The following is a 24,335-nucleotide window of genomic DNA, read 5'->3' on the forward strand; positions in this document are numbered from 1 at the left end:
TTATGAGCAAAACTGTTCGCTGGACATTGGTCAGTTTCGCCATTCTCGCGATCGCCATCCTCATTCAGCTGGCGGCCGCAACGGTCTTTCCTCAAATCCCCCAGGCCTTGCGCGCCTTTGTCGCCGGATCTCTGGCTGGCGCGCCGATCAGCATCATCCTGATGAAGACAGGACTGATCTCTCAAAAAACCGCATAGCGCGCTTGCCGCATCCTGTGTCTCGCTTATCCTCCCCTGCATGATGCTGCTGAGCCTTCTGGCCGCTGTTCAGGCGACGCCGCTACTGGATCTGGCGCCCGCGCCGGATGCCGAACCGCCGCGCGCCTATCAATCCGCCTCCGAGCGCCTGGAAGAAAAGCTCGATGAGCTGCTGACCGCGCCCGGAGAAGAAGCCGCCGCAGAAATCGCCAGCCAGGTCCGGTCACTCTGGCGGCAACAGGCCGGGCCGACCGCAGATCTTCTCCTGCAACGCGGCGCCGAGGCGCGCGAGGCTGGCGATCAGACCACCGCCTGGCGCAGCTATGACCATTTGCGCACGCTGGAGCCTGACTATGCCGAAGGCTGGGTCGTCTCCGCCGAACTCGCCATCGAGGAAACAGACTGGGATTTCGCGCTTGAGGCGTTGAACCAGGCCGTGACGCTCGATGCGCGGCGCTACGACGCCTGGGCGCTTCTGGGCCGGGCGCTAGAGCAAGCACAGGCGCGTGAAGCGGCGATGGAGGCCTATCGTGAAGCGCTGGCGCTGTATCCGCTGCATCCCGCCGCTGGACCCGCCCTGGCTCGGCTGGAGCGTGAGCTCGCCGGACGCGCGCTCTAGGCGCGCAGAGGAAACCGACCGAATGAGGATGACTTCATGACAGGCGGTTTCATCGAGCTGGGCGGCGTTCAACTTCACCACCACATCACTGGCCCGGAGGACGCGCCCGCTTTGCTGGTGCTGCACGGCGCCTCCACCTCCTATCTTGAGCCCTTCATGGCGCTCTCGACAGCGCTGGAGGCTTATCGCGTGATCTGGCTGGACCGGCCGGGTCTGGGGTGGAGCGAACGTCCAGAAGGCCCCTGGTCGCCGGGCCGGGAAGCGGAACTGATCGAGCACTTCCTGACCGCGATCGGCGTGCCGCGCGTCGTGGTCCTGGGCCATTCCTGGGGCGCCGCCATCGCCTTGCGCCTGTTGATGGACTTTCCCCAGCGCACGGGCGGCGGCGTTCTGATCAGCCCGGCGGCGCGCGCCTGGGTCGGTGAAGCGGCGGGCTATAACAAGATGACCGGCTGGCCGGTGATCGGCCCGCTGATCAGCCATGTGGTCGCGCCCGTGCTGGGGCCGGGTCAATTGCCCAAAGGGGTGAAAAGCGCGTTCCATCCTGAACCTGTCCCGACCGGCTATATCGAAACCGCCCGCCTCGACCGCTTGTTCGCGCCATCCGTCTGGAAGGCGAACGCCGCGGACATGGCCCGCGTCAACACGCATCTGGCCGAGCAGGAAACCCGCTATGGCGAGATCACCCAGCCGGTGATCCTCCTCGCCGGTCCCAAGGACACGGTGGTGCGCACCAGCCGTCATGCCGAGCCGGTCGCCAAGACCTTGCCGCGCGGCGAGCTCCGGCTGCTGCCGAAAGCGGGTCACAATCTGCACCACGCCTATTCCCACGAGGTGACGCAAGCCGTGGCGGACGTGGTCGCGCGCAAACGCTGAAACGCCGCCTCGAACCGCAGGTTCGCAAGCGCAGCCAGGACCGTCTAGCAAAGACGAACCCAAAGGGTTCGCAAGGCCAAAGGCCGTCCGCAGCGTCAGCGAGGATCGACTGAGCGGAGGCGAGGGAGAAGCTGAGAAAAATTAGTCGCTGATCCGGCGATACACGCCGTCAATACGCAGCTGCCCGTCTTGCGCTCTGTAGAGCGCCTGCATCAGCGTGGTGAGCTGATCGAGATCGTGGATCGGGCAATAGCCTTCCGCATCCAGAACCACATTGGCGCTTTCTAAAACAGCCTCGGACACATCGCTGCACGAGGGCTGGTGATAAGTGACCAGTGCGCCGTCTTCATAGACGAAGGCGAGGCCATAGCCCACGCCATCCTCACGCGGGGACTGGACAATATAGACATTGTCAAACAGCGCATGGAACCGCGCGTTCTGATGGGGAAAATTCTCGGCGTCCGAGACATACCGGCGCTGTGACAAACCGATCGACCCTGACCAGGTCGGCCGATCCCATTCAAGGCCATCGGGATGGGTGGGTGTGTGCGTATAAACACCTTCGGCCACAGGCCGGTCCGCCCCCCAATACCCCACGAGCTCTGTCTCGCTGGCGAAACACGCCGACAGAGCCAACGCAAAAGCGAGCCCGACGCTGACGCGCAGGCTCGCTTTCACAATACGGAGCGCCCAAGCGCTCATCAGGGCGTTGCGCCCAGAATGGGCTCGCACGCCTTGGCGAGCCAGGCCGCAGCCTCCCCGTCCAGCAGCGGCAGGACTTTTTTGCGCACATCGGCGTGATAGGCGTCGAGCCAGACGAGCTCGTCCTTGTCCAGCAAGGAGACATCCACCAGCGCACGGTGCATGGGCGCCATGGTCAGGGTTTCAAAGCCCAGCATGGAGCGGTTGCCGCCCGGAACCGGTTCGGCAGGCGTGACCACCTGCAGGTTCTCGATCCGGATGCCGTAATCGCCGACCTGGTAATAGCCCGGCTCGTTGGACACGATCATGCCCGCTTCAAGCGCAATGGCGTTCGGCGCCTTGGAAATGCGCTGCGGACCTTCATGAACGCCCAGATAGCTGCCCACGCCGTGACCGGTGCCATGGTCATAGTCGAGCCCGGCGTTCCACAACGGCTGACGCGCCACAGCGTCCAGCGCATGACCGGACGTGCCTTCGGGGAAGCGGATGCGCGACAGGGCGATATGCCCTTTCAGAACCAGCGTGAAATGACGGCGCATCTGCGCGGTCGGCTCGCCAATCGGCACCGTGCGCGTGATGTCGGTGGTGCCGTCCGGATACTGGCCGCCTGAATCCACCAGGAAAAGCGAGCCCTTCTCCAGCGTCCGGTTGGAATCCGTGTTCACCCGGTAGTGCGGGAAAGCCCCGTTCGGACCGGCGGCGGAAATCGTCTCAAAGGAGATGTCTTTCAGCTGCGGCGACATGTGCCGGAACTCTTCCAGCTTCATCGCCGCGCGGATCTCGTCCATCTCGCCAGACTGGGCTTCGGTGTCGAGCCAGTGCAGGAAACGGGCGATGGCGGCGCCGTCGCGGATATGCGCCTGACGGCTGCCTTCGACCTCGACCGGATTCTTGCACGCTTTCGGAAGGGCGACCGGATCAGGTTTGCGCTGAACCTTGGCGTTGGCGCCTTCCAGCTGCTGCACGACCCAGACCGAGGCCGTGGCCGGGTCCACACGCACCGTTTTGCCGGAGAGCGCTTTCAACCCGTCCGAAAATTCGGTCTCGGGCCGGATCGCCACTTCATTGCCCAGATGGCTGCGGGTGGCGTCAGTGAGCTTGGCCTCGTTGATGAACAAGGTCGCCTGCCCGGACGGCTCGATGATCGCCGAGGACAGCGGCAGCGGCGTGCACGCCACATCGCCGCCGCGCACATTGAACAGCCAGGCGATGGAGGCGGGATCAGTGATCACGGCGGCGTCCGCGCCGTCATCCTTCACGTCCTCGCCGATCCGCTTGCGCTTGTCGCCATGGGCTTCGCCTGCGACGTCCAGCGGCTGGGGATGCACGCTTGCGAGCGGAGCGGCGGGACGGTTCTCCCAAGCCTGATCGATCGGGTTGGTTTCAACCGCGACCAGCTTGGCGCCGGTCTTGTCGGCGGCGTCCTGCAGCTTGGTCAGCGCGTCCGGCGAATGCAGGCGCGGATCATAGCCGATGGTCTGGCCAGGCTTGGCCGTCTTGCGGATCCAGCCCGCCATGCCGGTCTTGACCAGGTCCTCATAGTCAAAAAGGCTTTGATCGACCTGGGATTTGACCTGCTCGGTATAGCGGCCGTCCACAAAGACCGCCGCCACATCGCCGAGCACCGCCGCCGCGCCGGCGGAGCCGGTGAACCCGGTCGCCCAGGCCAGGCGTTCTGCATTGGCGGGCAAGTACTCGTTATTGTACTCGTCCTCATGAGGGATCAGGAATCCGTCCAGGCCGGCTTTCGCCAGGCTGGCGCGGAGCTTGGGAAGGTTTTCGCGCCCGTATTGAGGCCCGCCCTTCACGTGAAATTGCTGGATCTGATGGGTCATGAGCCAAAGCTAGGCCCGCGCCCGCGGCTTATCAATCTCATCCATGCGACAGTGCGCAGCGAAATCGCCCGCCTTGCATTTCTGCAGGTCGGGCCTGCACAAATGGTTATGGCGCAAATAACCCTACAAGCTCATATCCCCGTTACGATTTTTCAGCCCGTAACGGAGCCCCCGCATGTTTCATCATGACGCCCATCTTCGCCTGAGCGCTTGCGACGGCCTGCGCTCTGTTCGCCGCGCCGAGACGGCAGGCGTGCGCGCCCGTCCGCGCAACACCGACGCCAACTCATTGTTTGAGAAAATCGGCCTCGGCGGCCGCGCCCGCAAACTCTGAGCCGGTCCCCTTACCGGCTTAATAAAAGCGCGCCAGACCTCACAGCTGGCGCGCTTTTTTCGTTTCAGGCGTTCCCGGCGTCTTATCCGGCGTAGACCAGGGTCACCCAGCCATCGAGGATCGCCTTGTCGATCCGTTTAAGGCCCAGCGCGTCATAGGCGGCCTCGACCTTGTCAGACTGCTCTTCAAGCAGGCCCGACAGGATCACGCGCCCGCCCTTTTCAAGACGGCTGACGATACCCGGCGCCAGGGTGATCAGCGGACCGGCCAGAATGTTCGCGAAGATCAGGTCAAACGAGCGCGTCTCCAGAACCGGATGATGGAAGCCGTCCGCCACCACCGCTTCTATGCGGGGTTTGACGCCGTTCTTGGCGGCGTTCTCCACCGTTTCGATCACTGATTCCTCGTCGATATCGGTGGCGAGAATTTCACAGTCGGGCCAGATCTTCGCAGCGGCGATGGCGAGTAGCCCGGTCCCGGTCCCGAGGTCCAGCACGGTTTCGGGGCGAAAGCCCGAGCGGTCGATCTTGTCGAGCGCTTCCAGACAGCCCTTGGTGGTGCCGTGATGACCGGTGCCGAAAGCGGGCCCGGCTTCAATCCACAGACCGATCTGTCCCTCGGCGAGATCGCCTGAGGTGTGCTCGCCATAAACCAGGAAGCGGCCGGCCTCGACGCTGGGCAGGCCTTCGAGCGACATGGCGATCCAGTCTTCATCAGGCAGCGGCGCAAACAGCACTTCCACATCATCATGATCGAGACCGATGTCCCCGACGAACGCGTCCGCATCGGGCTGATGGTCAAACAGAATGTCGATGCGGCCTGCTTCGGGCGAGCCGTCCTCGAACACCGACCAGCTGACCGGCAAGGGCTCCAGCTCATCATCCAGACGCGCATTCGCCGCGCGAATGATCGGCATGGGGCCGCGGCCTTCAATGCGCCAGAGCGTGGTCATGTCAGTCTCCTGTTGTCATGCTGGCAAGGGCTCTAATCGCTTCCGGGCCGGAAGGAAAGCATGCAACGCGTCTGCATGATCTGCGCTTTGGGCGTCACGACCGGCTTGCCCCGCCCCGCCCCCCTCGCCTATCGAAGAGGGCAAGATCGTAAATCCCCCGCCAGGAGACCCTCATGGCCGACTTTGCCGCTTCCACGCCTGAAAAAGACGAATCCGACGCCATCGGCGCCGCCGCGCGTGACCAGTTGCGCGCCCTGGTGGCCCGCATCGAGCGCCTTGAAGAAGACAAGGCCGGCGTCGCCGCCGACATCAAGGAGGTCTACGCCGAGGCCAAATCCATGGGCTATGACACCAAGGTTCTGCGCAAGGTGATCTCCCTGCGCAAACAGGACGCCCATGAGCGCCAGGAAATGGAAGCGCTCTTGGAGCTGTATCTGGGCGCAGTCGGCGAGCACTAAGTCTGATCATGGCGCGTGAGGTTGAGGATAAATCGACCCGCAAGGCTCTGGCCCGCATCCGCCGGGCCAAGGCCGCTGTGGAGCGCGCCATCGCCAAGGCGGAATCAGATGATCCCGACGCCGCTGAAGCCGCCCGGGTCGAGCTGACCGATTGGGAAGACGAGTTCATGGCCTCCGTCGAGGAGCGCCTGAACACGTTCGGGTCCGCCTATGCCGATCCCTCCCTGGGGTCTGAAGGCGAAGCGCTGTCCCGGCTGCAGCTCGCCAAGCTCAAGGAAATCGAGAAAAAAGCCCAGGGCAAGGCCCCCAAGGGCTTCGCGCGCGGCGGCGGGTCGAGCTTCAAGAACACGGGCTCGGGCTTCAAGCGCAAAGGGCCTGAACGCCGCTCCCGCGATCGCGACATCCATGAAGACGTCATCGCGCCGGTCGAGCACACATCGCCTGACCCGGTGGACGAGTTGCGCAAGTCAGGTCTGGTGCGAAAGGGCTTCACGCCGGAAGTCGTGCAGACACCGCCAAAGTCAGAGGACCTGCCGCCAGATCCGGCGGACACGCTTGAAACCGGCCCGTCTGAAACGCACGCTCCGCCCCAACCGCCCCGGCGCGGCGGCTTTCGGGTGATTGATGGCGGCAAGGACTAGAAATGACGCCTGACTTGACCGCTGAACAGGCTGCGCTCTGGGCGCAGTTTCAGGCCGAAACCGGGATAAAGGCCCCGCTGCGCGGCGTCGACGCCTTCGGCGACAGTCCGGAGATGATGGATGACCTGCTCGCTCTGGTGCTGAGCCGGACCAAACAGGCCACCGCCAGCCTGGCGCGCTGGTTCGTGGACGATCCGTTCGGTCTGCCCAAACCCGGTGATCTGTGGCTGATCACAGACGGGCGCGGCGCGCCGGCTTGCGTCACGCGAACCACGCGCGTCGACGTCATGCCCATCCATCAGGTGGACGCCGACTTCGCCTGGGTCGAAGGCGAAGGCGACCGGTCTTATGCGTACTGGATCACCGAGCACCGCAAATTCTGGCGACGCGAAGCCGCGCGTGAGGGGTTTGAGTATTCAGACGATCTCGACGTGGTTTGCGAACGCTTCGAGCTGGTCTGGACCCCACGCGCCAGGAAATGAAAAGAGGCGGGCTTTCACCCGCCTCTCCTGAAATCGGTTAGGGGCGATGGATGGCGCAGAGCTTGTTGCCGTCCGGATCGCGCACATAGGCGAGATTCATCGCGCCCATATCACTCTCACGCAGCCCGGGCGCATCCTCGATGGACGCGCCGCCATGAGCGACCGCCACATCGTGAAATTGCTTGAGCTGATCGAACGAGCTGCACTTGAAGCCGAAGGTCGAGCCATTGCCAGCGGTCGCGGCTTGTCCGTCAATGGGCTCGCTGACGCAGAAGACGCTGCCATCGTGGATATAGAACAAGCGGACATGACCGGTCGGCGCTTCATTGCGCACAGGCTCGCCCGCGCCCAGAACACCCAGAACGGCGTCGTAAAAGCGCTTGGACCGCTCGATATCATTCGATCCGACCATGATGTGATTGAACATGCAGTCCTCCTTTGATGATGAGGCAAGCTGCCGAAGACGGCAGCCCGCATTCTCTACCCGCACACAGTCGTGTCCATCCGCTATTGCAGATGGTTGAGCACAGCGTCGGACAGAAACTGATCGGCCCGCTCATGCATGCCGGCCGTGTTGAATTCGGTCTTGGTGAGGACGACGGTCAGCCCCTCATCCTCGATCACCCAGACGCGATTGCCTCCATTGCCCGTCATCATGGCGAAGCTCACTTCGCCTGCCGGGCTCTCGGCCTGACCCAGCCACCACAGATAGCCATAGTCATAATCCTGCCCGTCCATGGCGGCGTGCGGCGTCACGGCGGCGCGGGTCCAGTTCTGGCTCAACACCTGCTGGCCGTCGTGCAGGCCATGATTGCGTTGCAGCTCGCCCAGCGTCGCCCAATCGCGCGTGGCGAGGCGCAAGCCGCCGCCCAGATGCATGCGCCCGGAGCCGGCGCGCGGCCAGTCATAGGTCTCGATCCCGACAGGCGCGAACAGCTCGCGCTCTGCAAAGGCTTCCAGATCCTCGCCCAGCACCCGCCCCAACGCTTCGCCGACGATCTGCACGCCGGCGGTGCAGTAAGAAAAGCTTCGGCCATAGGCGGCGTCGCGCGGCGGCGTGGTCCAGGACGGATAACCGCGCATGGGCAGGTCCCAGAAGAACCGGTCCCAGTCCTCCATGGTGTACATCCGCTCTTCATTGCCGCGCGAAAACTGGTTCCAGTCATCACAATCAAGCGGACCACTCATCGTCAGAAGATCTTCAAGCGTGATCGCCTGCTTGCGCGGATCGGGATAGGCGAAGGGCTGAATGTCCTCAAACAGGGGCGCGAGCGGTTGATCGAGCGTCATGACGCCCTGATCCACGAGAAGCCCCGCCAACATGCCGGTGACGGTTTTCCCCACCGAGCGGGTGTCATGCAGCGTTTCCGCGTCCGCGTCATTGAAGTAGCCCTCATAGACCACCTCGCCTTCGCGCAGGATCAGGGCGCTGGTGACGGGGCCATAGAGCCCCTCCTCGATGGCGGCTGTGAGGGTTTCAGCAGTCTCGTCTGAAAAGACCCAGTCAGCCCGGGCCGGGGCAGTGAGAGCACAGGCGAGCGCGCCCAGAAGAAGAACGGATTTGAGCCGCATTGCGATAACCTCCATGATCGCAGGAACACGGCCATAGCGATGGGCTTGGTGTCTGTGTGAAGTCACCTGAATCTGTCTGAAGAAACCTGAACCTGACGGACCCCGCCGTGCCCCAGACTGCGTTCCACCTGAAACACTGGACCTATCAGCCGTCCAGCGGACGTCTGACGTCTCTGGACGCTGAGGCCGAACTGACCGGCCTGACGGCACGGACGCTGGACGTGCTGATCGCGCATGCGCCAGGGCCTGTCAGTCTTGAAACCTTCGCGGAGCAAGCCTGGCGGCAGGCCCATCTCAGTGAGGACACGCTGGCCCAGCGCATCGCCCAGCTTCGAAAAGCGCTTGGCGACAATCCGCGCGCGCCTGAATTCATCCGCACCCTGCGCGGAGAAGGCTATGCCCTGATCGCGCCTCTTGAAGCCGTGCAAATGGGAACGGACGCGGCTGACGGCGCCCGCTGGCCGCTTGAGCTGATGGCGCTCGGCGGGGTGCTGGTCGCCGCAATCCTGGGGTTGAGCGTCAACTGGATGATCGATGTCCGAACGGATGCCTCACCCCGACCCCTTGCAGAGACAAGCGGCCCCGTCCGCCCCGTTGACGCCCTGCTCAGCCGGGCGGGCGCGATGATCGCGCTGCAGGACGAAGACGACACCCGCCGCGCCATTGCGCTTCTGGAAGACGCTCGCACGCTGGCGCCCGAAAACCCCCGGGTCGAGGTTCTGCTCGCCGTCGCCCTGAGCACAGACGCCACCAAATATGGCGGCGACCGCATCGCCGAGGCCGAAACGCTGGCGCGGTCCGCGCTGGATCGTGAACCCGAGAACGCCCAGGCCTGGAGCGCGCTCGGCTATGCGCTGGACGCCCAGTCCCGCACTGACGAAGCCCTGGCCGCCTATGGCCAGTCGCTGAGCTATGATCCCGATAACGGCGCCGCTCTGTCCTCCATGGCCTATCTGCTCAGTGTTCAGGGACGGCTCTATGAAGCCCTCAGGGCGGATGTGCGCGCGCTGGAGCTGGGCCGCGGTCGGGTCTACACCGAATTGCAAGTGGCGAACGTGTTGAGATTGCTGGGGGATGAGGAACGCGCGCGGCGGTTCGAGGCGCGCGCGCAGCTGCTCAATCCCGATCAACCCGTCGTGCTGTCAGGCCTGGCGAAAGCGGCTCTGGCGCGCGGCGAAACCGACATGGCCTATGATTTTCTGACCCGTCTGCCCCCCGATCAGAGGACCGGGTCCATCCAGCATCTCCTGGGTCGGCTCGCCTTGCTTGATGGAGACGAGGCCCGGGCGATCACCCTGTTTGAGTTGGCGGGCGGCGAAGCCCGGTTTGAACGGGCCGCGCTAGGCCTCGCTCCCCTTCAAACTGCAGACAGGGGGCAATGGCCCGAAGAGCATGTGCGCTGGGCTGAACTGGCCTGTGCGCAGGGCGAATTTGATCGCGCGCTAGAGGATTTGCAGACCGCCGTCAGCCTGGGCTGGCGCGATGCAGGCGCGTTGCGCCATTCGCCGTTCCTGTCTGCGCTTATCGAGAGCGGCGCAGCGGAGCCGGTCTTCACCCGTATCCAACAACAAATCGCGGCCCAGGCTGAACGCCTGAACCGCGATGAAGTTTTGGCTCAAAACCTGGACGCCGTACTGGACGTCCAGCCCTGAATACAGCGTCGCCTCAGCCCGCTTCGCGGAAATTATCCACGTCGAGATCGTATTCCCGCACTTTGCGATAGAGCGTGGAGCGTCCCACGCCCAGGCGTCGGGCGACTTCCGCCATGCGGCCGGAATAGGTCTCGATGGCGAAGGCGATCAGATCGCGTTCAATGCTTTCCAGTGAGCGCAAATGTCCGCCTTCATCCATGATGTCGACGGGCAGATGCTCGTCTTCAGCCGCATGCGCCGCAGCGCCCTCAAACTGCTCGGCCGGCAAGCTCGGCGCAGCGGTCGGCACGGCCTGGACCGCGGCGGGCGGCGCAGCAGGCGCATCACGCAGGGTCGGGGCGAGCCCGGAAATCTGCGGGAAGTCCTCTTCGGTCAGATAATCGGTGTCTGACAGAACCACGGCGCGGAACACTGCGTTCTCAAGCTGGCGCACATTGCCTTTCCAGTGATGGCTGGAGAGCATGTGCATGGTCTCAGCCGTCGCATCCAGCACCGATTTGCCTTCCTGGGCGTTGAAGCGCGCAATGAAATGGCGCACCAGAGCCGGAATGTCTTCGGTGCGTTCACTCAAGGACGGCACCTCGATCGGGAAGACGTTCAACCGGTAAAACAGATCTTCGCGGAAAGCGCCGGTCTTCACCTGTTCGGCGAGATCACGGTTGGTCGCCGAGACGATGCGCACATCCACCTTCACAGGACGCTTGGAGCCCACCGGATCCACTTCGCCTTCCTGAAGGGCGCGCAGCAGTTTCACCTGCATGTCGAGCGGCAGTTCGCCGATTTCATCAAGGAAGAGCGTGCCGCCATCGGCCTCCTGGAATTTACCCAGATGCTTGGCCACTGCGCCGGTGAACGAGCCCTTTTCGTGACCAAACAGGGTGGATTCCACCAGGTTTTCAGGGATGGCGCCACAGTTGACCGCCACAAAGGGACGGCCCGCCCGGTCAGAGCCCGCCGCGATCGCGCGCGCCACCAGCTCCTTGCCCACGCCGCTTTCCCCGGTGACGAGGATCGGAATGTTGGACTTGGCCGCACGTTCTCCGAGCCGCACCACCTGGCGCATGGACGGAGCGCCGGCGATCATGTCGGCAAAGCCCAGCGCGCCGGAGGTTTTCTTCTTCAGGCGGCTGACTTCGCCGGACAGATCCTTGACCTTGAGGGCGTTGCGGATCGACACCGCGATGCGTTCCGGGCTGGCGGGCTTCACAAAGAAATCCACAGCCCCGGCCCGCATGGCTTTTACCACGGTTTCAATGCCGCCATGAGCGGTCAGAACGATGACCGGAAGGTCGGGGTTTCGGGCCTTGATCGCTTCCAGCGTCTCAATGCCGTCCATGCCCGGCATGACCATGTCGAGCATGACCACGTCCACCCCGCCGCGCTTGACGCGCTCAAGGCCGGCTTCCCCATCTTCGGCGGTCTCCGCCAGATGCCCCTGTTTTTCCAGAACCGCCTGCATCAGGCGGCGCTGAGTCGGATCGTCATCGACAATCAGTACGGTCTTGGCCATCACACCCACGCCTTTTCGGTCGCTTATTTATCGGGGCGGTTCTTGTGCGGGCCGACCGAGGTTTTCCCCGTGCCGGCCCAAACCGCCCTCCCACCTGTTGTGTGACCCTTTATGGGACACCCGGCGTAAAGATGAGGTGTAGAGACGACTCAGAAATTGTTAGGGTAAATAGAGAGTTAGCCTGTTCTTAAGGCCCTGCTCAGACTCTGCCGTTTGACGGGTCGGCCCTGCGCGGTCTACCCCTGAAGCTCCTAAGTATAAGAGACCCAAGGTCCGATCATGACCAAAGCTGACCGCTTACCCCCACCCCTCGCCCCGTTTGACGGCCAGCCTGTGCCCGCGCCGGACTGGTTCAACCACGCGCTCGATACCGAGGTTGAAACTGGCGTGGCGGACCGGGACGGCGTGTCCCTCGCCTGGAAAGCCTGGGGCGAACGCGGCAAGCCCGGCGTGCTGCTGGTGCATGGCGGCACAGCCCATAAAGGCTGGTGGGACGCCATGGGGCCGTTCCTGGCGAAAGAAGGCGGCGGACGCCGCGTCGTCGCCGCGGACCTTTCAGGCATGGGCGAAAGCGGCTGGCGGGACGTCTACACCATGGACGAGCACGCCCAGGATATGCTGGTCGCAGCTCAAGCGGGCGGCGCGTGTCAGGCCGGCAAGCCGATCATGATCGGCCATTCGTTCGGCGGTTTCGTCACGCTTCAGGCCGCCACCATGCTTGGCGATCAGCTGGAGGCGGCGATCATTCTCGACAGCCCGATCCGCAAGCCCGAAAAGCAACGCGAAGGCAGCCCGCCCCGTCGCGGCGGGCGCGTGTATTCCGATCTTTCAGCGGCGCTGGCGCGCTTCCGGCTGCTGCCTGAGCAGGAGTGCGACAATCTGTGGATCATCGATCATATCGCCCGCGGCAGCCTGAAAGCTGTCGATGAAGGCTATACATGGCTGTTTGATCCCGATCTCTGGGCGAAGCTCACCTATCAACGTCGCGACCCCGAAGCCGCTGCGGCCAATCTCAAATGTCCGCTGGCGTTTATTCGCGGGGAAAACTCCGTGCTGATGGGCGAGGAGACCTGGACCTACATGAAGGCGACTTTCACCCGTTCGCCCTTTGTCAGCATACCGAACACCCAGCACCATCTGATCCTGGACGCCCCGCTGGCGGTGACCGCGGCGCTCGACGCTCTGATCGAAGGATGGGCGCACAAGCCAGTCTAGACCGCTTGCGCATCTTGGCGAGAGCCAAGGAGCGTGATACATGCGCGATCATAGGACTTCTTTTTCAGATGAGGACGATCATGGCTGAAGAATACACCCGTGGAGAGATGGACATCTCCGAGCATAAAGCCTCTTTCGACGGCTTTATCAGCGTGTCGGTGTATTCCACCCTGGTCGTGACCGTCACGCTGTTGTGCGTGATCCTCGTCTTCGGCGCGCATTTTCATTGGCTGACCGCCATGTTCGTCTCCGCCATTGTCGGCGGTCTGGGCGGCGTGTTTCTGAAGCAAGGCGCCGGCTATTGGGCTACCCTGGTGGTTCTGGCCATCATCGGCTTCATCACGGGCGGTCTCGTCTCCCTGCTCGGCTAGGACTCACCCCCGATCTCACAACCGGCTCACCACCTGTTGACGGGATTATGTCCGTACAAGCCAAATTAACCCCTTTCCGGCGTTAGACGTTTGTCGCAGACTGCGCACAACGTTAACGACCGGACGACGGGGTCTTTGCATGCACATCGCCGTACTCGCCGAAACCCGGGATGGAGAATCCCGGGTCGCCGCCACGCCTGATAGCGTCAAGGCGCTGATCAAGGCCGGAGCCGAGGTGACGGTTCAGAAGGGGGCGGGAGAGCGCGCCGCCTATACCGACGCAGCCTATGAGGCCGCCGGGGCCAAGCTGGCCACGCGCGCCGCAGCCGTCAAAGGCGCGGACGCCCTGTTCTGCGTCCGCCGTCCCGATGACGAGACGCTCAAGCGCCTCAAGGACGGCGCGCTGGTCATCGGCCTTCTGGAGCCTCATGGCGCGACCGACTTCGCCAAGGCCTGCGCCGACGCTCACGTCAACGCCCTTGCGATGGAATACACGCCGCGAATCACCCGCGCCCAATCCATGGATGCGCTGTCGAGCCAATCGAACCTGTCGGGCTATCGCGCCGTCATCGAGGCGGCCGAGCTCTATGGCCGCGCCTTCCCCATGATGATGACTGCTGCCGGCACCATCGCCCCGGCCAAGGCGTTCGTCATGGGCGCCGGCGTGGCGGGCCTTCAGGCCATCGCCACCGCGCGCCGTCTGGGCGCTGTGGTGTCGGCCAACGATGTGCGTCCCGCCGCCAAGGAACAAGTGGCTTCGCTGGGCGCAAAATTCATCGCCGTCGAGGATGATGAATTCAAGGAAGCGGAAACCGCCGGCGGCTACGCCAAGGAGATGAGCGACGCCTACAAGGCCAAGCAGGCCGAGCTGGTGGCCAGCCATATCGCCAAGCAGGACATTGTCATCACCACCGCACTGATCCCGGGCCGCCCCGCGCCGCGCCTGATCACCAAGGCGATGGTGGAGAGCATGCGTCCGGGGTCGGTGATCATCGACATCGCGGCTGGCAATGGCGGCAATTGCGAGCTGAGCGAGCCCGACAAAGTGGTCGAGCATAACGGCGTGAAGATCGCCGGCTTCACCAATCTGCCTGCGCGTCTTGCTGCAGACTCCAGCCAGCTTCTGGCCAAGAACCTCGTCAATCTCTTCCCCCTTCTGGTGGGCGAGGATGGCGGCTTCGCTCCCCATTGGGAGGACGAAGTGATTGTCGGCATGGCGCTGACCAAGGACGGCGCGGTGATCCATCCCAGCCTGAGCGGAGACGCCTGATGACGATGCGCGCCTCTCGCCCCGCCCCTCATTCCCTGACCGCCCCCGCTTACGGAGCCTGATATGGAAGCCGTTGATCCGATTGTCTTTCGCCTGGCGATTTTCATCCTCGCCGTTTTCGTGGGCTATTATGTCGTCTGGTCGGTGACCCCGGCCCTGCACACGCCCTTGATGAGCGTGACCAACGCCATCTCCTCGGTGATCATTGTCGGCGCGCTGATCGCAGCGGGCGCCACCGCCATGGACCAGGCCGGACAGTTCTCCAAAGGCGTCGGCGTACTCGCGGTGATCCTCGCCAGCATCAATATCTTCGGCGGCTTCCTGGTCACCCAGCGCATGCTTGCGATGTACAAGAAAAAAGAAAAGCCGGCGGCCAAGCCGAAGGCGGAGGGCTAAGACATGTCAGCCAATCTCGCCGCAATTCTCTACATGGTCTCGGGCATTCTGTTCATCATGGCCCTGCGCGGCCTGTCGAGCCCAGAAACCGCCCGCCAGGGCAATTATCTGGGCATGGCCGGCATGGCGATCGCCATCGGCACCAGCCTGTTCTACGTCCAGCTCGACGGTCTCGGCCTCATTCTGATCCTCGGCGCAGTCGCCATTGGCGGCGGCATCGGCGCGGTCATCGCCCGCCGCATTCCGATGACGGACATGCCCCAGCTGGTCGCGGGCTTTCACTCGCTTGTGGGCCTGTGCGCCGTGCTCGTGGCCGCCGCCGCGCTCTACGAGCCTGAAGCCTTCCACATCGCCACCGCCACCGGAAAGCTCAAGGGCCTGTCGCTGGTGGAGCTGTCGCTGGGCGTCGGCATCGGCGCGATCACGTTTTCAGGCTCGGTCATCGCCTTCATGAAGCTGCAAGGCCTGATGAGCGGCGCGCCCATCGTCTTCAAGGGCCAGCACTGGCTGAACCTGGCGCTAGGCGTCGCCATCGCCGTCTTCATCACCTTCCTGACCGCATCGGGCGGGGACGCCAAGATCGCATTCTGGATCATCACCGTGCTGGCGCTGGTGCTCGGCGTCTTGCTGATCATCCCGATCGGCGGCGCGGACATGCCGGTGGTGGTGTCCATGCTCAACTCCTATTCGGGCTGGGCCGCGGCGGCTCTGGGCTTCACGCTGGAGAACACCGCCCTTCTGATCACCGGCGCGCTGGTGGGCAGCTCGGGCGCGATCCTGTCCTACATCATGTGCAAGGGCATGAACCGCTCATTCATCTCGGTGATCCTGGGCGGGTTCGGCGCCGACACCACGGCCGCCGCTGCGGCGTCGGATGTGGATCGTTCGGTCAAGCAAGGCTCGGCCGATGACGCCGCCTTCATCATGAAGAACGCCGGCAAGGTCATCATCGTGCCCGGTTACGGCATGGCGGTGGCCCAGGCCCAGCATGCGCTGAAAGAAATGGCGGACACCCTCAAGGAAGAGGGCGTGGACGTGTCTTACGCGATCCACCCGGTGGCGGGCCGCATGCCGGGGCATATGAACGTGCTGCTGGCGGAAGCCCAGGTGCCCTATGACGAGGTGTTCGAGCTTGAGGACATCAACTCCGAATTCGCCACCGCCGACGTGGCGTTCGTGATCGGGGCCAATGACGTCACCAACCCCGCCGCCGAGGATGATCCCTCAAGCCCGATCTACGGCATGCCGGTGCTGCAGGTGTGGAAGGCGAAAACCGTCTTCTTCGTCAAACGCTCGCTGGCGTCGGGCTATGCCGGCATCGAGAACCCGCTGTTTTACCGCGACAACACCATGATGCTGCTCGGCGACGCCAAGAAGATGAGCGAAAGCATCGTCAAGGCGCTCGACTAACAGCGATTGCCTGTCACGGCCTGAACGCCCCGCCCGGATCTGTCCGCGGCGGGGCGTTTTGCGTCAGGCGCATGTGAGGCATCTGCGCCGCACGGACCTGATTTCACGACCTCGCCCTGGCTTGAAGCTGGACTCTGAGCGACCGCTCCGCCTTTCTAGGGCAAACGCCAAGGGGGACAGGCGTGACGGGGATGGACGCCGCTATACAGGGGCTGGCCCATGCATGTGGCAGGGCCTGGGAAGTCTGGACGCTTGCGCCGGACTGGCTGCGCTATGGCGCAATCCTTCTGCTTTTTGTCTACGTCCTGTGGCTGGTCTTGTTCTTCACCCAGCGCCGCATCCTCTATTTCACCGACCCGACGCGCATACACCCTTCAGACTGCGGGCTGGAGCGCACACGCGAGGCCGAGCTGGAAACGCCGGACGGCCAGACATTGGTGATCTGGCGCGCCGACGCCGAGCGCGACGCCCTGCCCCACATCCTCTACCTGCATGGCAATCGCCGGGCGCTGTGGCGGCGGGCGCGGTTCTTTCGCCTTTTCATCGCCTCGGGATGGGGGCTGAGCGCGCTGGCCCATCGCGGCTTTAACGGCTCCACGGGCCGCCCCAGCGAGCCTGCGAATGTCGCCGACGCCATCCACGCCTTTGACGCATTGGTGGCCGAGGGAATCCAGCCGAGCCGGATCGTGGTCTATGGCGAGAGCCTGGGATCGGGCACCGCGGTGCAGCTGGCCGCCGCGCGGCCCGTGGGCGGGCTGATCCTTCATGCGCCCTATGACAGCTTTCGCGAATTTGTCCGCTCGCGCACGGCCTGGCTGTTGCCGCGGGCGATCTTTCGCGAACGCTACGACTCCATCCGCCAGATCGGCCGGGTGACCTCGCCCCTGCTTTGGATTCATGGAGATCAGGACCGGGTGATCCCCCAGGGACGCGGGCGACGGCTGTATGACGCCGCCGTATCGACGAAATATGCAGCCCTTGTGAAAGGGGCGAACCATTTCGGCATCTACACCCAGGCCGTCTTCAACCAGCATATCCGCTTCTTCGCTGAAAGCTGCGCCTGTCTGGGCGGTCAGTCTTCCGCCGCACCTGATATGAGCGTCATCGACCCGATCCTTCCGCAGGAAGACGCACGGCCCGAGCTGACGAAAGGCCGCGTTTCCACCGTCCCGAAAGCGCGCTAGCCTTCTTCGCATGTCCTTTTATGAAAACCATATCCTGCCCCATCTGATCGGCTGCGCCTGTGGCGCGCCGCAGATCATGAAACAGCGCTCGCTTCTGGTCCCCAAAGCGGAAGGGCGCGTGTTGGAGGTCGGCTTCGGCGCCGGTCCCAATCTGGAGTTCTATGATCCGGCCAAGGTCAGCCGCGTCTTTGCGCTGGAACCTTCGGAAGGCATGCGCCGCAAGGCCGCCGCGGCGATTGAAGCCTGCCCGGTCGAGGTGGAGCTGATTGACCTGCCGGGTGAAGAAATCCCGCTCGACGATGACAGCGTGGACACCGTGGTGCTCACCTATACCGCCTGCACCATTCCCGATGTGGACGCGGCCCTGGCCCAGATGCGCCGGGTGCTGAAACCGGGCGGACGCCTGCTGTTCTCCGAGCATGGCCTCGCGCCCGATCCCGGCGTGCAGCGCTGGCAAAAGATCATCGAACCGGTATGGAAACCCATTGGCGGCGGGTGCCATCTGACCCGGCGTCCGGACGCCCTGATCGAAGCGGCTGGGTTTTCGATCACGGACATGACGGCGGACTATTTGCCCAAAAGCCCGAAATTCGCCAGCTTCAACTATGCCGGGGCGGCCAGTTTGCGCTAATCGGGCGTGTCCATGCGCCGATGGTGCGTCTTTACAGGGCGATGATCCATCAATAACAAAGTGCTAGGTCAGAGGCCTGAAACCACTCTGGCCCCGAGTGGAGCAGCCTGCTTACACTTAGGCTCCCTGGCCGCATCCTGATGGGCCGTCTGCAGAAGTGACGTCATAGAGCAATGCTGTACAGCCACCCCTCCCGCATGGCCGCTTACAACACCTGGGCGAACGCTCGATTGTATGACGCGGCGACAGCGCTGAACGATTTTGAGCGCAAGCGGGATGTGAAGGCCTATTTCACCAGCCTGCACGGCACGCTCAATCACATGCTGACGGCGGACCGGATCTGGCTCAAGCGCCTCACGGGCGAGGGCGATGCGCCCGCCAAGCTCGACACCGTGCTGTTCGAGCAGTTCTCGGACCTGCGCGAGGCGCGCGAGGCCGAGGACAAGCGGCTGATGGATTACGCCGCGACTGTGAAGCCCGAGCAGCTCGAGGACGTCTTTGAGTACGTCAACACGCGCGGCGAAGAAAAAGCCCTGCCGCTGGGCGTGGTGCTGACCCATGTGTTCAACCACCAGACCCATCATCGCGGACAGGCGACCCACATCCTGCGTCAGCTGGGCGTGGCCGAGCCGCCCTCGCTCGACCTGTTGTACTTCGCCCTGCCGACCGCCTAGGCCGGCGACGCCTGAAGGCTTTCAAGCCAGCCTTTGATGCGCTTGCGGTTCACGCCCATATCAGAATAGCCGATCACGGCGCGCGAATAGATCGCCAGCGCGGCGCCGCCTTGCGCCTCAAAGGCCTGGACCGTGATGTAATCGGGGAAACGAAAGAGTTTCGAGCGTTGCACCAGCTCGATCTGGCCCGCCTCTTCGCGGACCAGAGCGACGCGCGGCGCAGCCAGAGCAACGGCCCTGAAGGCCTCCAGCAGCGCTTCTGGCGTTTGCTCAAAGACCGGGCTGTGCTGATCAGGCGAGGCGTCCGCATCAAATCCCGTCGGCAGCACCAGCCAGCGCCGCGGCCGCGCATCTGGGACCAGAGTCGCAAAATCCAGCGGGAAGGGTCGCTCAGCCATTTTCATGCTCCATCCTGCGCGATTGCATCGTGCGCGATTCACTGGCGCTATTCATAGCTGGATTACCGCTGCGCATCACCCTAAACCTTGAAGAAATGTGTTTCGGGAGCATCCAATCTGATGACTGAATACGCCCTGGAGGTGGACGGCCTGAGCAAGACCTTCGCTGGCAAGCCCGCCGTGCGCAATGTGTCGTTCAAGGCTCGAAAAGGCGATATCACCGGCTTTCTGGGTCCGAACGGAGCCGGCAAGACCACCACGCTGCGCATGTCGCTGGGGGTGATCACCCCTGATCAAGGCAGCGTCACGCTGTTTGGCGGCGCGCCCACCGCCATGAGCATGGACCGGGTCGGCTTTTTGCCTGAAGAGCGCGGCGTCTATCGCAAGATGACCGCCGAAGCCGTGATCGTCTTCTTCGCCCGCCTAAAAGGCCTGTCGGCCGGTGAAGCGCGGCGTCGCGCGCTGGTCTATCTGGAACGCTTCGGCCTCAAGGACGCCGCGACCAAGAAGATCAAGGAACTCTCAAAGGGCATGGCCCAGAAGATCCAGATCATCTCCGCGATCATCCACGAGCCTGACTTCATCATTCTCGACGAACCGTTTTCGGGCCTCGACCCGGTGAACCAGGCCATGCTCGAACAGGTCATCCGCGAGCAGGCTGAAGCAGGCCGCACCGTGCTGTTCTCCACCCATGTGATGGAGCATGCCGAACGTCTGTGCGACCGGATCATCCTGATGGCGCGTGGGCAGAAGGTGTTTGACGGCCGCGTGGACGAAGCCCTCGCCCGTGTGCCGCGTCAGGTGACGCTGGGCGCTGCGGCCGGCTCTGACCTCGCCTCAGTCATCGCCGATATGGGCGAGGTGGAGACGCTGGAGGCCGATCCCGACGGCGCCATCAACCTGCACCTGACGCTCAAGCCCGGCGTGGACGCGCAGGACGTGCTGCGCGCCTGCGTGCAGGCGGGCGTGCCGCTGACCCGGTTCGAGCCCCGTCGCCCCCATCTTCACGACGCCTTCGTCGCCCTTGTGGGCGAGGATGCGGTCGAAACTGTCAGCGAAGAGGCCTGATCATGCGCGCTGCATACCTGATCGCCCGCCGCGAATACCTGTCTTATGTCGCCACCTGGGGCTTCTGGCTGTCACTGCTGGCGGTGCCGATCTTCGCCGCCATTGGCGGGCTGACCCCGGCCCTGATCCAGTCGAGCCAGCCGGTGCGCTATTTCACCGTCATCGACGAGACCGGCCAGGGGCTCGACCGTTTGATCGAGGAGACCCGGTTTGAAGAACGCCGGGAGCGCGTGCGCAGCGCCATCGAGATGATGGCCCGCGGCATGGGCGGCGATGACGCCGCGGCGCGTGCGCTCGCCATCTTTGACGAAGACCCCGACGGCGTCAGCCGGGCCGAGGACGCCTTGCAGGCTGTGGGGCTCTCAGACGCCGCCAGCGCGCTGGACGCCGGCCGCACCAAGGCCGTGCAGGTCGACCCGCCTGCGCAGACTGTCGAAGCCCTGCGCGCCTATCTGGCGGGCGATCAGACCGTGGACACCCCCGAAGGGCCGAAATCGCTGTTCGCGGCGTTTTTCCTTCGCCCGCATCCCGAACAGGGTCTGGAGCTGGTCTATCTGTCCGCCAACCTGACAAACAACGATTTGCGCACCGATGTGCGCAACATCCTGCGCGCCAATATGCGCGAGGACGCGTTGGTCAGCGAAGGGCTCGACCCTGACGAGATCAACACCATTCTCGACATCCGGCCTTTGGTCACCAGCCTCGATGTGAACAGCGATGCCGGCGAAGAGGAAGAAGTGACCTTTGCCGATCGCGCGCCCTTCTTTGTGGCGCTGGGCCTCGCCTTCATCCTGTGGATGGCGGTGTTCTCGGTCGCCAACATGCTGCTCACCTCCATGATCGAGGAGAAGGGCGGCAAGATCATCGAGCTTCTGCTCTCCACCGCCCGGCTCGAAGACATCCTTCTGGGCAAGCTTCTGGGCGTGGCGGGCGTTTCAGTGACCCTCTTCGCCGTCTGGGGCGGGGTGGGCGTCGGTCTGAGCACGCTCGGCGGCTCCGCCCTCGCTTCTATCGACCCTGACCTTCTGGAGCTTCTGACGTCCGTGTTTGATCCGGGCCTGCTGCTCGCGGGTCTGTTCTTCTTCACCTGCGGCTATCTGATGTATGGCGCGATCTTCCTCGCCATGGGCTCGCTATGCGACACCCTGCAGGACGCCCAGACGCTGATGGGGCCTGTGATCTGGATCCTGATGCTGCCCATGCTGATCATCGTGTTCTCGATCAATGCGCTCGATTCCATGGTGATCCAGATCGGCTCCTGGGTGCCGCTGTGGACGCCGTTTGTGATGATGGCGCGTCTGCCCACCGATCCGCCGTTCTGGGAACTCGCGGCCGCGTGCGCGCTGATGGTGGCGACCACTGTCATCGTTCTGTGGGGCGCCGCAGCCGTGTTCCGTCAGGGCGCGCTGGGCCACGCCAATGCGGACTCGGTGCGCAAACTCCTGAAGATGGGCGGCAAGAAAAAAGCCTGAGCGGAAACGCTCAGGCTTCGCCGCTCTCTCAGGCATGCTCAGATACAGCAAAACCCCGTACGCGAGGCGTACGGGGTTTTTCGTGTCTGCTTTGGAGCGGTTAAGCCCGGCGCAGCGTCCTAGCGGCGAGCACCGGCGCCACGCTTGGGCAGCAGGCCCTCACGTTGGGCGCGCTTGCGAGCCAGTTTGCGGGCGCGACGGATCGCTTCCGCTTTTTGGCGCGCTTTTTTCTCAGACGGCTTTTCGTAATGGTTGCGGCGCTTCATCTCGCGGAAAGTACCTTCCCGCTGCATCTTCTTTTTCAACGCTTTGAGCGCTTGCTCAACGTTGTTATCGCGCACGACGATCTGAACGATGGTAGTCTCTCCCTTCGAATAGGTGCTCAAAGCCCGCTCCGGACTTTGAAAGGTATAGCTCACGCGAACACAAAGAGCCGCGTGGCTCCACCGTCCGCGCCGGATCGCTTCCAACAGAGGCGGGCGATATACCGGGTCTGAAAGCCCCTGTCCAGCACAGAGCGCGGCGAAACGCCCCGTGACGACAGGCTTCAAGCGCACTAAATATACCATCATGACCGCAAAAGCACAAAACTCCGCACCCTCTCGCGCCCAGGCCGCACGCGACGCGCTGGTGGACGCCGCCCTGCCCAACGCCGCCTTTGACGGCTGGAGCGAGGCCACTCTCGCCCAGGCCGCCAGGGACGCCGGCCTGAGCGAAGGCGAGGTGCAACTCTATTGTCCGGCAGGGATTCTCGACGTGATCGAGACCTGGACGCGGCGCTGTGACGACGCCGCCCGCGCCGAGATCGAGGCCAATCCCGCCAACCGAATTCGCGACAAGGTCAGCCAGGGCGTGCTCCTGCGTCTGGCGCAATATGACGGTGAGGAAGAGGCCGCCGCCCGCGCCCGCGCCCGCCTGCTATTGCCCGATGGGATTGATCGCGGCGCGCGGCTGATCTGGGCGACTTCGCACATGATCTGGAGCGCCATCGGCGACACCAGCACAGACGGGAATTTCTATTCCAAACGGGCGATTCTCTCAGGCGTTTACGCCTCGACCTTCGCCATCTGGCTGGAAGATGACAGCGAGGACCGCGCCAAAACGGCAGAATTCCTCGGCCGCCGCATCGACAACATCATGCAGTTTGAAAAGGCGAAGGGTCAGGTGCGCAAACTCACCAAGACTTTGCCCGACCTCACCGCGATGATGGGCGATCTGCGCTACGGGATGCGGCGAGCAAAGTAAGCCATCTCTTCTCTTTGCCTGCGAAAGCAGGGAACCAGAGCATGACACGCAGCGCTTTATGGTCGCTGGATCCCGGCTCAAGGCCGGGAAAGAGGTGTTAGAGCTTACCCAGCACGTTCACATGACCCATTTTGCGGCCGGCGCGGGTCTCGCGTTTGCCATAGAGATGCAACACGGCGTTTGGCGTCTTCAGCCAGTGCTTCCAGCCGTCTGCGTCATGACCGATCAGATTGATCATCTGAGCTGAGGAATGCGGCGTCGCATCGCCCAGCGGCCAGCCGGCCACGGCGCGGATATGCTGCTCGAACTGGCAGACCGTGCAGGCGTCCTGGGTCCAGTGTCCGGTATTGTGGACGCGCGGCGCGATCTCGTTGACCAGAAGCGTTCCGTCCTTCAGCGCAAACAGCTCCATCCCCATCACGCCCACATACTCAAGCGCCTTGAGCACGCTGGCGGCCATGGCGAAGGCGCGGCGCGACAGATCCTCGCTGATCTCGGCAGGGGCGAAGCTTTCACGCAGAATGCCGCCGGAATGCCGGTTTTCAGACAAGGGATAGGCGGCGACTTCGCCATCAAGCCCACGGGCGGCGATGATGGACAGCTCCACCGTGAAATCCGCAAAGGCTTCGAGAATCGCGGGCTGACCGTTCATGGCGGCGAACGCGTCTTCCGCGTCCGTCATCTCGCGGATCACGGCCTGGCCCTTGCCGTCATAGCCAAAGCGCCGGGTTTTCAGAATGGCGGGCAGGCCCAGCTGTGAAATCGCCGTGTGCAGCTCCTGAAGGGTGCTCACAGGCCTGAACGCCACGGTCTCCGCCCCATGCTCATTCAGGAAGGTTTTCTCCGTCAGGCGGTCCTGAGCGACGTCCAGCGCCAAAGCGCCCGGACGCAGGGGCGCATGCTCGGCCGCCGCCGCGGCGGTCGCGGCGGGCACATTTTCGAACTCGTAGGTGACGGCGTCGACGCTGGCGGCGAATTTCGCGACTGCGTCCAGATCATCATAGGCGGCGGTGATGGTCTCCACCGCCACCCGGCTCGCCGGGCAATCAGGCTCAGGATCGAAGATCACCACGTCCAGACCCAGCCGCGCCGCAGACAGCGCCAGCATGCGGCCCAGCTGGCCGCCGCCCAGAATGCCGATCCGGGCGCAAGGCGCGAGCGCGTCAGCCAT

The 24,335-nt window shown here is 63.7% G+C and carries 28 protein-coding genes; 19 read left to right on the forward strand and 9 right to left on the reverse strand.

Going from position 1 to position 24,335, the window contains the following annotated elements; translation table 11 throughout:
• Positions 1–2 precede the first annotated feature (2 nt).
• Genes G405_RS16925 through G405_RS0105420 form a run of 3 tightly spaced genes read left to right on the forward strand, consistent with a single transcriptional unit; the run spans position 3 to position 1,692 of the window.
• Positions 3–197: a hypothetical protein gene (locus G405_RS16925; RefSeq protein ID WP_156861374.1), complete on the forward strand. Its 195-nt coding sequence runs from the start codon at positions 3–5 to the stop codon at positions 195–197.
• Positions 198–237: 40 nt separating this feature from the next.
• Positions 238–816 carry a tetratricopeptide repeat protein gene (locus G405_RS15095; protein WP_022700491.1) on the forward strand — a complete coding sequence of 193 codons (579 nt, stop codon included), beginning with the start codon at positions 238–240 and terminating at the stop codon, positions 814–816.
• A gap of 36 nt (positions 817–852) precedes the next feature.
• The gene (locus tag G405_RS0105420; RefSeq protein WP_022700492.1) at positions 853–1,692 is read left to right on the forward strand and encodes an alpha/beta fold hydrolase; all 840 of its coding nucleotides are present in this window, start codon (positions 853–855) and stop codon (positions 1,690–1,692) included.
• 141 nt (positions 1,693–1,833) lie between these two features.
• On the opposite strand, the gene G405_RS0105425 is transcribed toward G405_RS0105420, so the two are convergent.
• On the reverse strand, positions 1,834–2,394 hold the full coding sequence (locus tag G405_RS0105425; RefSeq protein WP_022700493.1) for a hypothetical protein: 561 nt from the start codon (positions 2,392–2,394) through the stop codon (positions 1,834–1,836).
• Positions 2,394–4,229, reverse strand: coding sequence for an aminopeptidase P family protein (locus G405_RS0105430; protein WP_022700494.1), 1,836 nt, complete (start codon positions 4,227–4,229; stop codon positions 2,394–2,396). The genes G405_RS0105425 and G405_RS0105430 overlap by 1 nt, the downstream gene beginning before the upstream one ends.
• Positions 4,230–4,404: 175 nt before the next feature.
• Between G405_RS0105430 and G405_RS16930 the strand changes: the two genes are divergently transcribed.
• Positions 4,405–4,563: a hypothetical protein gene (locus tag G405_RS16930; RefSeq protein ID WP_022700495.1), complete on the forward strand. Its 159-nt coding sequence runs from the start codon at positions 4,405–4,407 to the stop codon at positions 4,561–4,563.
• Positions 4,564–4,645: 82 nt separating this feature from the next.
• Here G405_RS16930 and G405_RS0105440 read toward each other — a convergent pair whose 3' ends face one another.
• A complete protein-coding gene (locus G405_RS0105440; protein ID WP_022700496.1) occupies positions 4,646–5,515 on the reverse strand; it encodes a 50S ribosomal protein L11 methyltransferase in 870 nt (289 codons plus the stop codon).
• A 173-nt stretch (positions 5,516–5,688) separates the two neighbouring features.
• Here G405_RS0105440 and G405_RS0105445 point away from each other — a divergent pair, with 173 nt between their 5' ends.
• From G405_RS0105445 to G405_RS0105455, 3 genes are read left to right on the forward strand one after another with little or no spacing between them, the layout of a single operon-like run.
• Positions 5,689–5,973 carry a DUF2312 domain-containing protein gene (locus G405_RS0105445; protein ID WP_009801976.1) on the forward strand — a complete coding sequence of 95 codons (285 nt, stop codon included), beginning with the start codon at positions 5,689–5,691 and terminating at the stop codon, positions 5,971–5,973.
• An 8-nt stretch (positions 5,974–5,981) separates the two neighbouring features.
• Positions 5,982–6,614 (forward strand): hypothetical protein, encoded by a 633-nt coding sequence (locus G405_RS16420; RefSeq protein ID WP_022700497.1) that lies wholly within the window; start codon positions 5,982–5,984, stop codon positions 6,612–6,614.
• A gap of 2 nt (positions 6,615–6,616) precedes the next feature.
• Positions 6,617–7,096, forward strand: coding sequence for an ASCH domain-containing protein (locus G405_RS0105455; protein ID WP_022700498.1), 480 nt, complete (start codon positions 6,617–6,619; stop codon positions 7,094–7,096).
• A 37-nt stretch (positions 7,097–7,133) separates the two neighbouring features.
• On the opposite strand, the gene G405_RS0105460 is transcribed toward G405_RS0105455, so the two are convergent.
• Positions 7,134–7,523: a VOC family protein gene (locus tag G405_RS0105460; protein ID WP_022700499.1), complete on the reverse strand. Its 390-nt coding sequence runs from the start codon at positions 7,521–7,523 to the stop codon at positions 7,134–7,136.
• Positions 7,524–7,603: 80 nt separating this feature from the next.
• Positions 7,604–8,668, reverse strand: a complete 1,065-nt coding sequence (locus G405_RS0105465) for a serine hydrolase domain-containing protein (RefSeq protein WP_022700500.1) — start codon at positions 8,666–8,668, stop codon at positions 7,604–7,606.
• A 107-nt stretch (positions 8,669–8,775) separates the two neighbouring features.
• Between G405_RS0105465 and G405_RS0105470 the strand changes: the two genes are divergently transcribed.
• A complete protein-coding gene (locus G405_RS0105470) occupies positions 8,776–10,320 on the forward strand; it encodes a tetratricopeptide repeat protein (RefSeq protein WP_022700501.1) in 1,545 nt (514 codons plus the stop codon).
• Positions 10,321–10,333: 13 nt separating this feature from the next.
• Here the strand turns inward: G405_RS0105470 and G405_RS0105475 are convergent, their stop codons facing one another.
• Positions 10,334–11,830, reverse strand: coding sequence for a sigma-54-dependent transcriptional regulator (locus G405_RS0105475; RefSeq protein WP_022700502.1), 1,497 nt, complete (start codon positions 11,828–11,830; stop codon positions 10,334–10,336).
• Positions 11,831–12,109: 279 nt separating this feature from the next.
• Here G405_RS0105475 and G405_RS0105480 point away from each other — a divergent pair, with 279 nt between their 5' ends.
• The 8 genes from G405_RS0105480 to G405_RS0105515 all read left to right on the forward strand — a co-directional run bounded on the left by G405_RS0105480 (position 12,110) and on the right by G405_RS0105515 (position 18,981).
• Positions 12,110–13,045 carry an alpha/beta fold hydrolase gene (locus G405_RS0105480; protein WP_022700503.1) on the forward strand — a complete coding sequence of 312 codons (936 nt, stop codon included), beginning with the start codon at positions 12,110–12,112 and terminating at the stop codon, positions 13,043–13,045.
• Between the two features lie 80 nt (positions 13,046–13,125).
• Positions 13,126–13,416, forward strand: coding sequence for an aa3-type cytochrome c oxidase subunit IV (locus tag G405_RS0105485; RefSeq protein WP_022700504.1), 291 nt, complete (start codon positions 13,126–13,128; stop codon positions 13,414–13,416).
• 139 nt (positions 13,417–13,555) lie between these two features.
• Positions 13,556–14,686 (forward strand): Re/Si-specific NAD(P)(+) transhydrogenase subunit alpha, encoded by a 1,131-nt coding sequence (locus G405_RS0105490; protein ID WP_022700505.1) that lies wholly within the window; start codon positions 13,556–13,558, stop codon positions 14,684–14,686.
• Positions 14,687–14,749: 63 nt separating this feature from the next.
• A complete protein-coding gene (locus G405_RS0105495) occupies positions 14,750–15,082 on the forward strand; it encodes a proton-translocating transhydrogenase family protein (RefSeq protein WP_022700506.1) in 333 nt (110 codons plus the stop codon).
• A gap of 3 nt (positions 15,083–15,085) precedes the next feature.
• Entirely contained in the window at positions 15,086–16,492 is a 1,407-nt protein-coding gene (locus G405_RS0105500; protein WP_022700507.1) for an NAD(P)(+) transhydrogenase (Re/Si-specific) subunit beta, read from the forward strand.
• 191 nt (positions 16,493–16,683) lie between these two features.
• The gene (locus tag G405_RS15105; protein WP_022700508.1) at positions 16,684–17,676 is read left to right on the forward strand and encodes an alpha/beta hydrolase; all 993 of its coding nucleotides are present in this window, start codon (positions 16,684–16,686) and stop codon (positions 17,674–17,676) included.
• Positions 17,677–17,686: 10 nt separating this feature from the next.
• On the forward strand, positions 17,687–18,307 hold the full coding sequence (locus tag G405_RS0105510) for a class I SAM-dependent methyltransferase (RefSeq protein WP_022700509.1): 621 nt from the start codon (positions 17,687–17,689) through the stop codon (positions 18,305–18,307).
• Positions 18,308–18,480: 173 nt separating this feature from the next.
• Positions 18,481–18,981: a DinB family protein gene (locus G405_RS0105515; protein WP_022700510.1), complete on the forward strand. Its 501-nt coding sequence runs from the start codon at positions 18,481–18,483 to the stop codon at positions 18,979–18,981.
• Here G405_RS0105515 and G405_RS15110 read toward each other — a convergent pair.
• The gene (locus G405_RS15110) at positions 18,978–19,379 is read right to left on the reverse strand and encodes a DUF1499 domain-containing protein (RefSeq protein WP_233345988.1); all 402 of its coding nucleotides are present in this window, start codon (positions 19,377–19,379) and stop codon (positions 18,978–18,980) included. The genes G405_RS0105515 and G405_RS15110 overlap by 4 nt on opposite strands.
• 120 nt (positions 19,380–19,499) lie before the next feature.
• Here G405_RS15110 and G405_RS0105525 point away from each other — a divergent pair, with 120 nt between their 5' ends.
• Positions 19,500–20,447, forward strand: coding sequence for an ABC transporter ATP-binding protein (locus tag G405_RS0105525; RefSeq protein ID WP_022700512.1), 948 nt, complete (start codon positions 19,500–19,502; stop codon positions 20,445–20,447).
• Between the two features lie 2 nt (positions 20,448–20,449).
• Positions 20,450–21,919 carry an ABC transporter permease gene (locus G405_RS0105530; RefSeq protein WP_022700513.1) on the forward strand — a complete coding sequence of 490 codons (1,470 nt, stop codon included), beginning with the start codon at positions 20,450–20,452 and terminating at the stop codon, positions 21,917–21,919.
• Between the two features lie 119 nt (positions 21,920–22,038).
• Here the strand turns inward: G405_RS0105530 and rpsU are convergent, their stop codons facing one another.
• Complete coding sequence (gene rpsU / locus G405_RS0105535) at positions 22,039–22,305, reverse strand: 30S ribosomal protein S21 (protein WP_022700514.1); 267 nt, start codon at positions 22,303–22,305, stop codon at positions 22,039–22,041.
• 184 nt (positions 22,306–22,489) lie between these two features.
• Between rpsU and G405_RS0105540 the strand changes: the two genes are divergently transcribed.
• Entirely contained in the window at positions 22,490–23,164 is a 675-nt protein-coding gene (locus G405_RS0105540; RefSeq protein WP_028284561.1) for a COQ9 family protein, read from the forward strand.
• A 97-nt stretch (positions 23,165–23,261) separates the two neighbouring features.
• Here the strand turns inward: G405_RS0105540 and G405_RS0105545 are convergent, their stop codons facing one another.
• Complete coding sequence (locus G405_RS0105545; protein WP_022700516.1) at positions 23,262–24,335, reverse strand: 5-(carboxyamino)imidazole ribonucleotide synthase; 1,074 nt, start codon at positions 24,333–24,335, stop codon at positions 23,262–23,264.

This window comes from Oceanicaulis alexandrii DSM 11625 (assembly GCF_000420265.1).
In the GTDB taxonomy this organism is placed as follows: Bacteria; Pseudomonadota; Alphaproteobacteria; order Caulobacterales; family Maricaulaceae; genus Oceanicaulis; species Oceanicaulis alexandrii.

What these genes read in the sequence shown, in the direction of transcription:
- G405_RS16925 (WP_156861374.1), top strand. Translation starts at nt 3, where the DNA reads ATGAGCAAAACTGTTCGCTGGACATTGGTCAGTTTCGCCATTCTCGCG.
- G405_RS15095 (WP_022700491.1), top strand. Translation starts at nt 238, where the DNA reads ATGATGCTGCTGAGCCTTCTGGCCGCTGTTCAGGCGACGCCGCTACTG.
- G405_RS0105420 (WP_022700492.1), top strand. Translation starts at nt 853, where the DNA reads ATGACAGGCGGTTTCATCGAGCTGGGCGGCGTTCAACTTCACCACCAC.
- G405_RS0105425 (WP_022700493.1), bottom strand. Translation starts at nt 2,394, where the DNA reads ATGAGCGCTTGGGCGCTCCGTATTGTGAAAGCGAGCCTGCGCGTCAGC.
- G405_RS0105430 (WP_022700494.1), bottom strand. Translation starts at nt 4,229, where the DNA reads ATGACCCATCAGATCCAGCAATTTCACGTGAAGGGCGGGCCTCAATAC.
- G405_RS16930 (WP_022700495.1), top strand. Translation starts at nt 4,405, where the DNA reads ATGTTTCATCATGACGCCCATCTTCGCCTGAGCGCTTGCGACGGCCTG.
- G405_RS0105440 (WP_022700496.1), bottom strand. Translation starts at nt 5,515, where the DNA reads ATGACCACGCTCTGGCGCATTGAAGGCCGCGGCCCCATGCCGATCATT.
- G405_RS0105445 (WP_009801976.1), top strand. Translation starts at nt 5,689, where the DNA reads ATGGCCGACTTTGCCGCTTCCACGCCTGAAAAAGACGAATCCGACGCC.
- G405_RS16420 (WP_022700497.1), top strand. Translation starts at nt 5,982, where the DNA reads ATGGCGCGTGAGGTTGAGGATAAATCGACCCGCAAGGCTCTGGCCCGC.
- G405_RS0105455 (WP_022700498.1), top strand. Translation starts at nt 6,617, where the DNA reads ATGACGCCTGACTTGACCGCTGAACAGGCTGCGCTCTGGGCGCAGTTT.
- G405_RS0105460 (WP_022700499.1), bottom strand. Translation starts at nt 7,523, where the DNA reads ATGTTCAATCACATCATGGTCGGATCGAATGATATCGAGCGGTCCAAG.
- G405_RS0105465 (WP_022700500.1), bottom strand. Translation starts at nt 8,668, where the DNA reads ATGCGGCTCAAATCCGTTCTTCTTCTGGGCGCGCTCGCCTGTGCTCTC.
- G405_RS0105475 (WP_022700502.1), bottom strand. Translation starts at nt 11,830, where the DNA reads ATGGCCAAGACCGTACTGATTGTCGATGACGATCCGACTCAGCGCCGC.
- G405_RS0105480 (WP_022700503.1), top strand. Translation starts at nt 12,110, where the DNA reads ATGACCAAAGCTGACCGCTTACCCCCACCCCTCGCCCCGTTTGACGGC.
- G405_RS0105485 (WP_022700504.1), top strand. Translation starts at nt 13,126, where the DNA reads ATGGCTGAAGAATACACCCGTGGAGAGATGGACATCTCCGAGCATAAA.
- G405_RS0105490 (WP_022700505.1), top strand. Translation starts at nt 13,556, where the DNA reads ATGCACATCGCCGTACTCGCCGAAACCCGGGATGGAGAATCCCGGGTC.
- G405_RS0105495 (WP_022700506.1), top strand. Translation starts at nt 14,750, where the DNA reads ATGGAAGCCGTTGATCCGATTGTCTTTCGCCTGGCGATTTTCATCCTC.
- G405_RS0105500 (WP_022700507.1), top strand. Translation starts at nt 15,086, where the DNA reads ATGTCAGCCAATCTCGCCGCAATTCTCTACATGGTCTCGGGCATTCTG.
- G405_RS15105 (WP_022700508.1), top strand. Translation starts at nt 16,684, where the DNA reads ATGGACGCCGCTATACAGGGGCTGGCCCATGCATGTGGCAGGGCCTGG.
- G405_RS0105510 (WP_022700509.1), top strand. Translation starts at nt 17,687, where the DNA reads ATGTCCTTTTATGAAAACCATATCCTGCCCCATCTGATCGGCTGCGCC.
- G405_RS0105515 (WP_022700510.1), top strand. Translation starts at nt 18,481, where the DNA reads ATGCTGTACAGCCACCCCTCCCGCATGGCCGCTTACAACACCTGGGCG.
- G405_RS15110 (WP_233345988.1), bottom strand. Translation starts at nt 19,379, where the DNA reads ATGGCTGAGCGACCCTTCCCGCTGGATTTTGCGACTCTGGTCCCAGAT.
- G405_RS0105525 (WP_022700512.1), top strand. Translation starts at nt 19,500, where the DNA reads ATGACTGAATACGCCCTGGAGGTGGACGGCCTGAGCAAGACCTTCGCT.
- G405_RS0105530 (WP_022700513.1), top strand. Translation starts at nt 20,450, where the DNA reads ATGCGCGCTGCATACCTGATCGCCCGCCGCGAATACCTGTCTTATGTC.
- G405_RS0105540 (WP_028284561.1), top strand. Translation starts at nt 22,490, where the DNA reads ATGACCGCAAAAGCACAAAACTCCGCACCCTCTCGCGCCCAGGCCGCA.
- G405_RS0105545 (WP_022700516.1), bottom strand. Translation starts at nt 24,335, where the DNA reads ATGGCTGACGCGCTCGCGCCTTGCGCCCGGATCGGCATTCTGGGCGGC.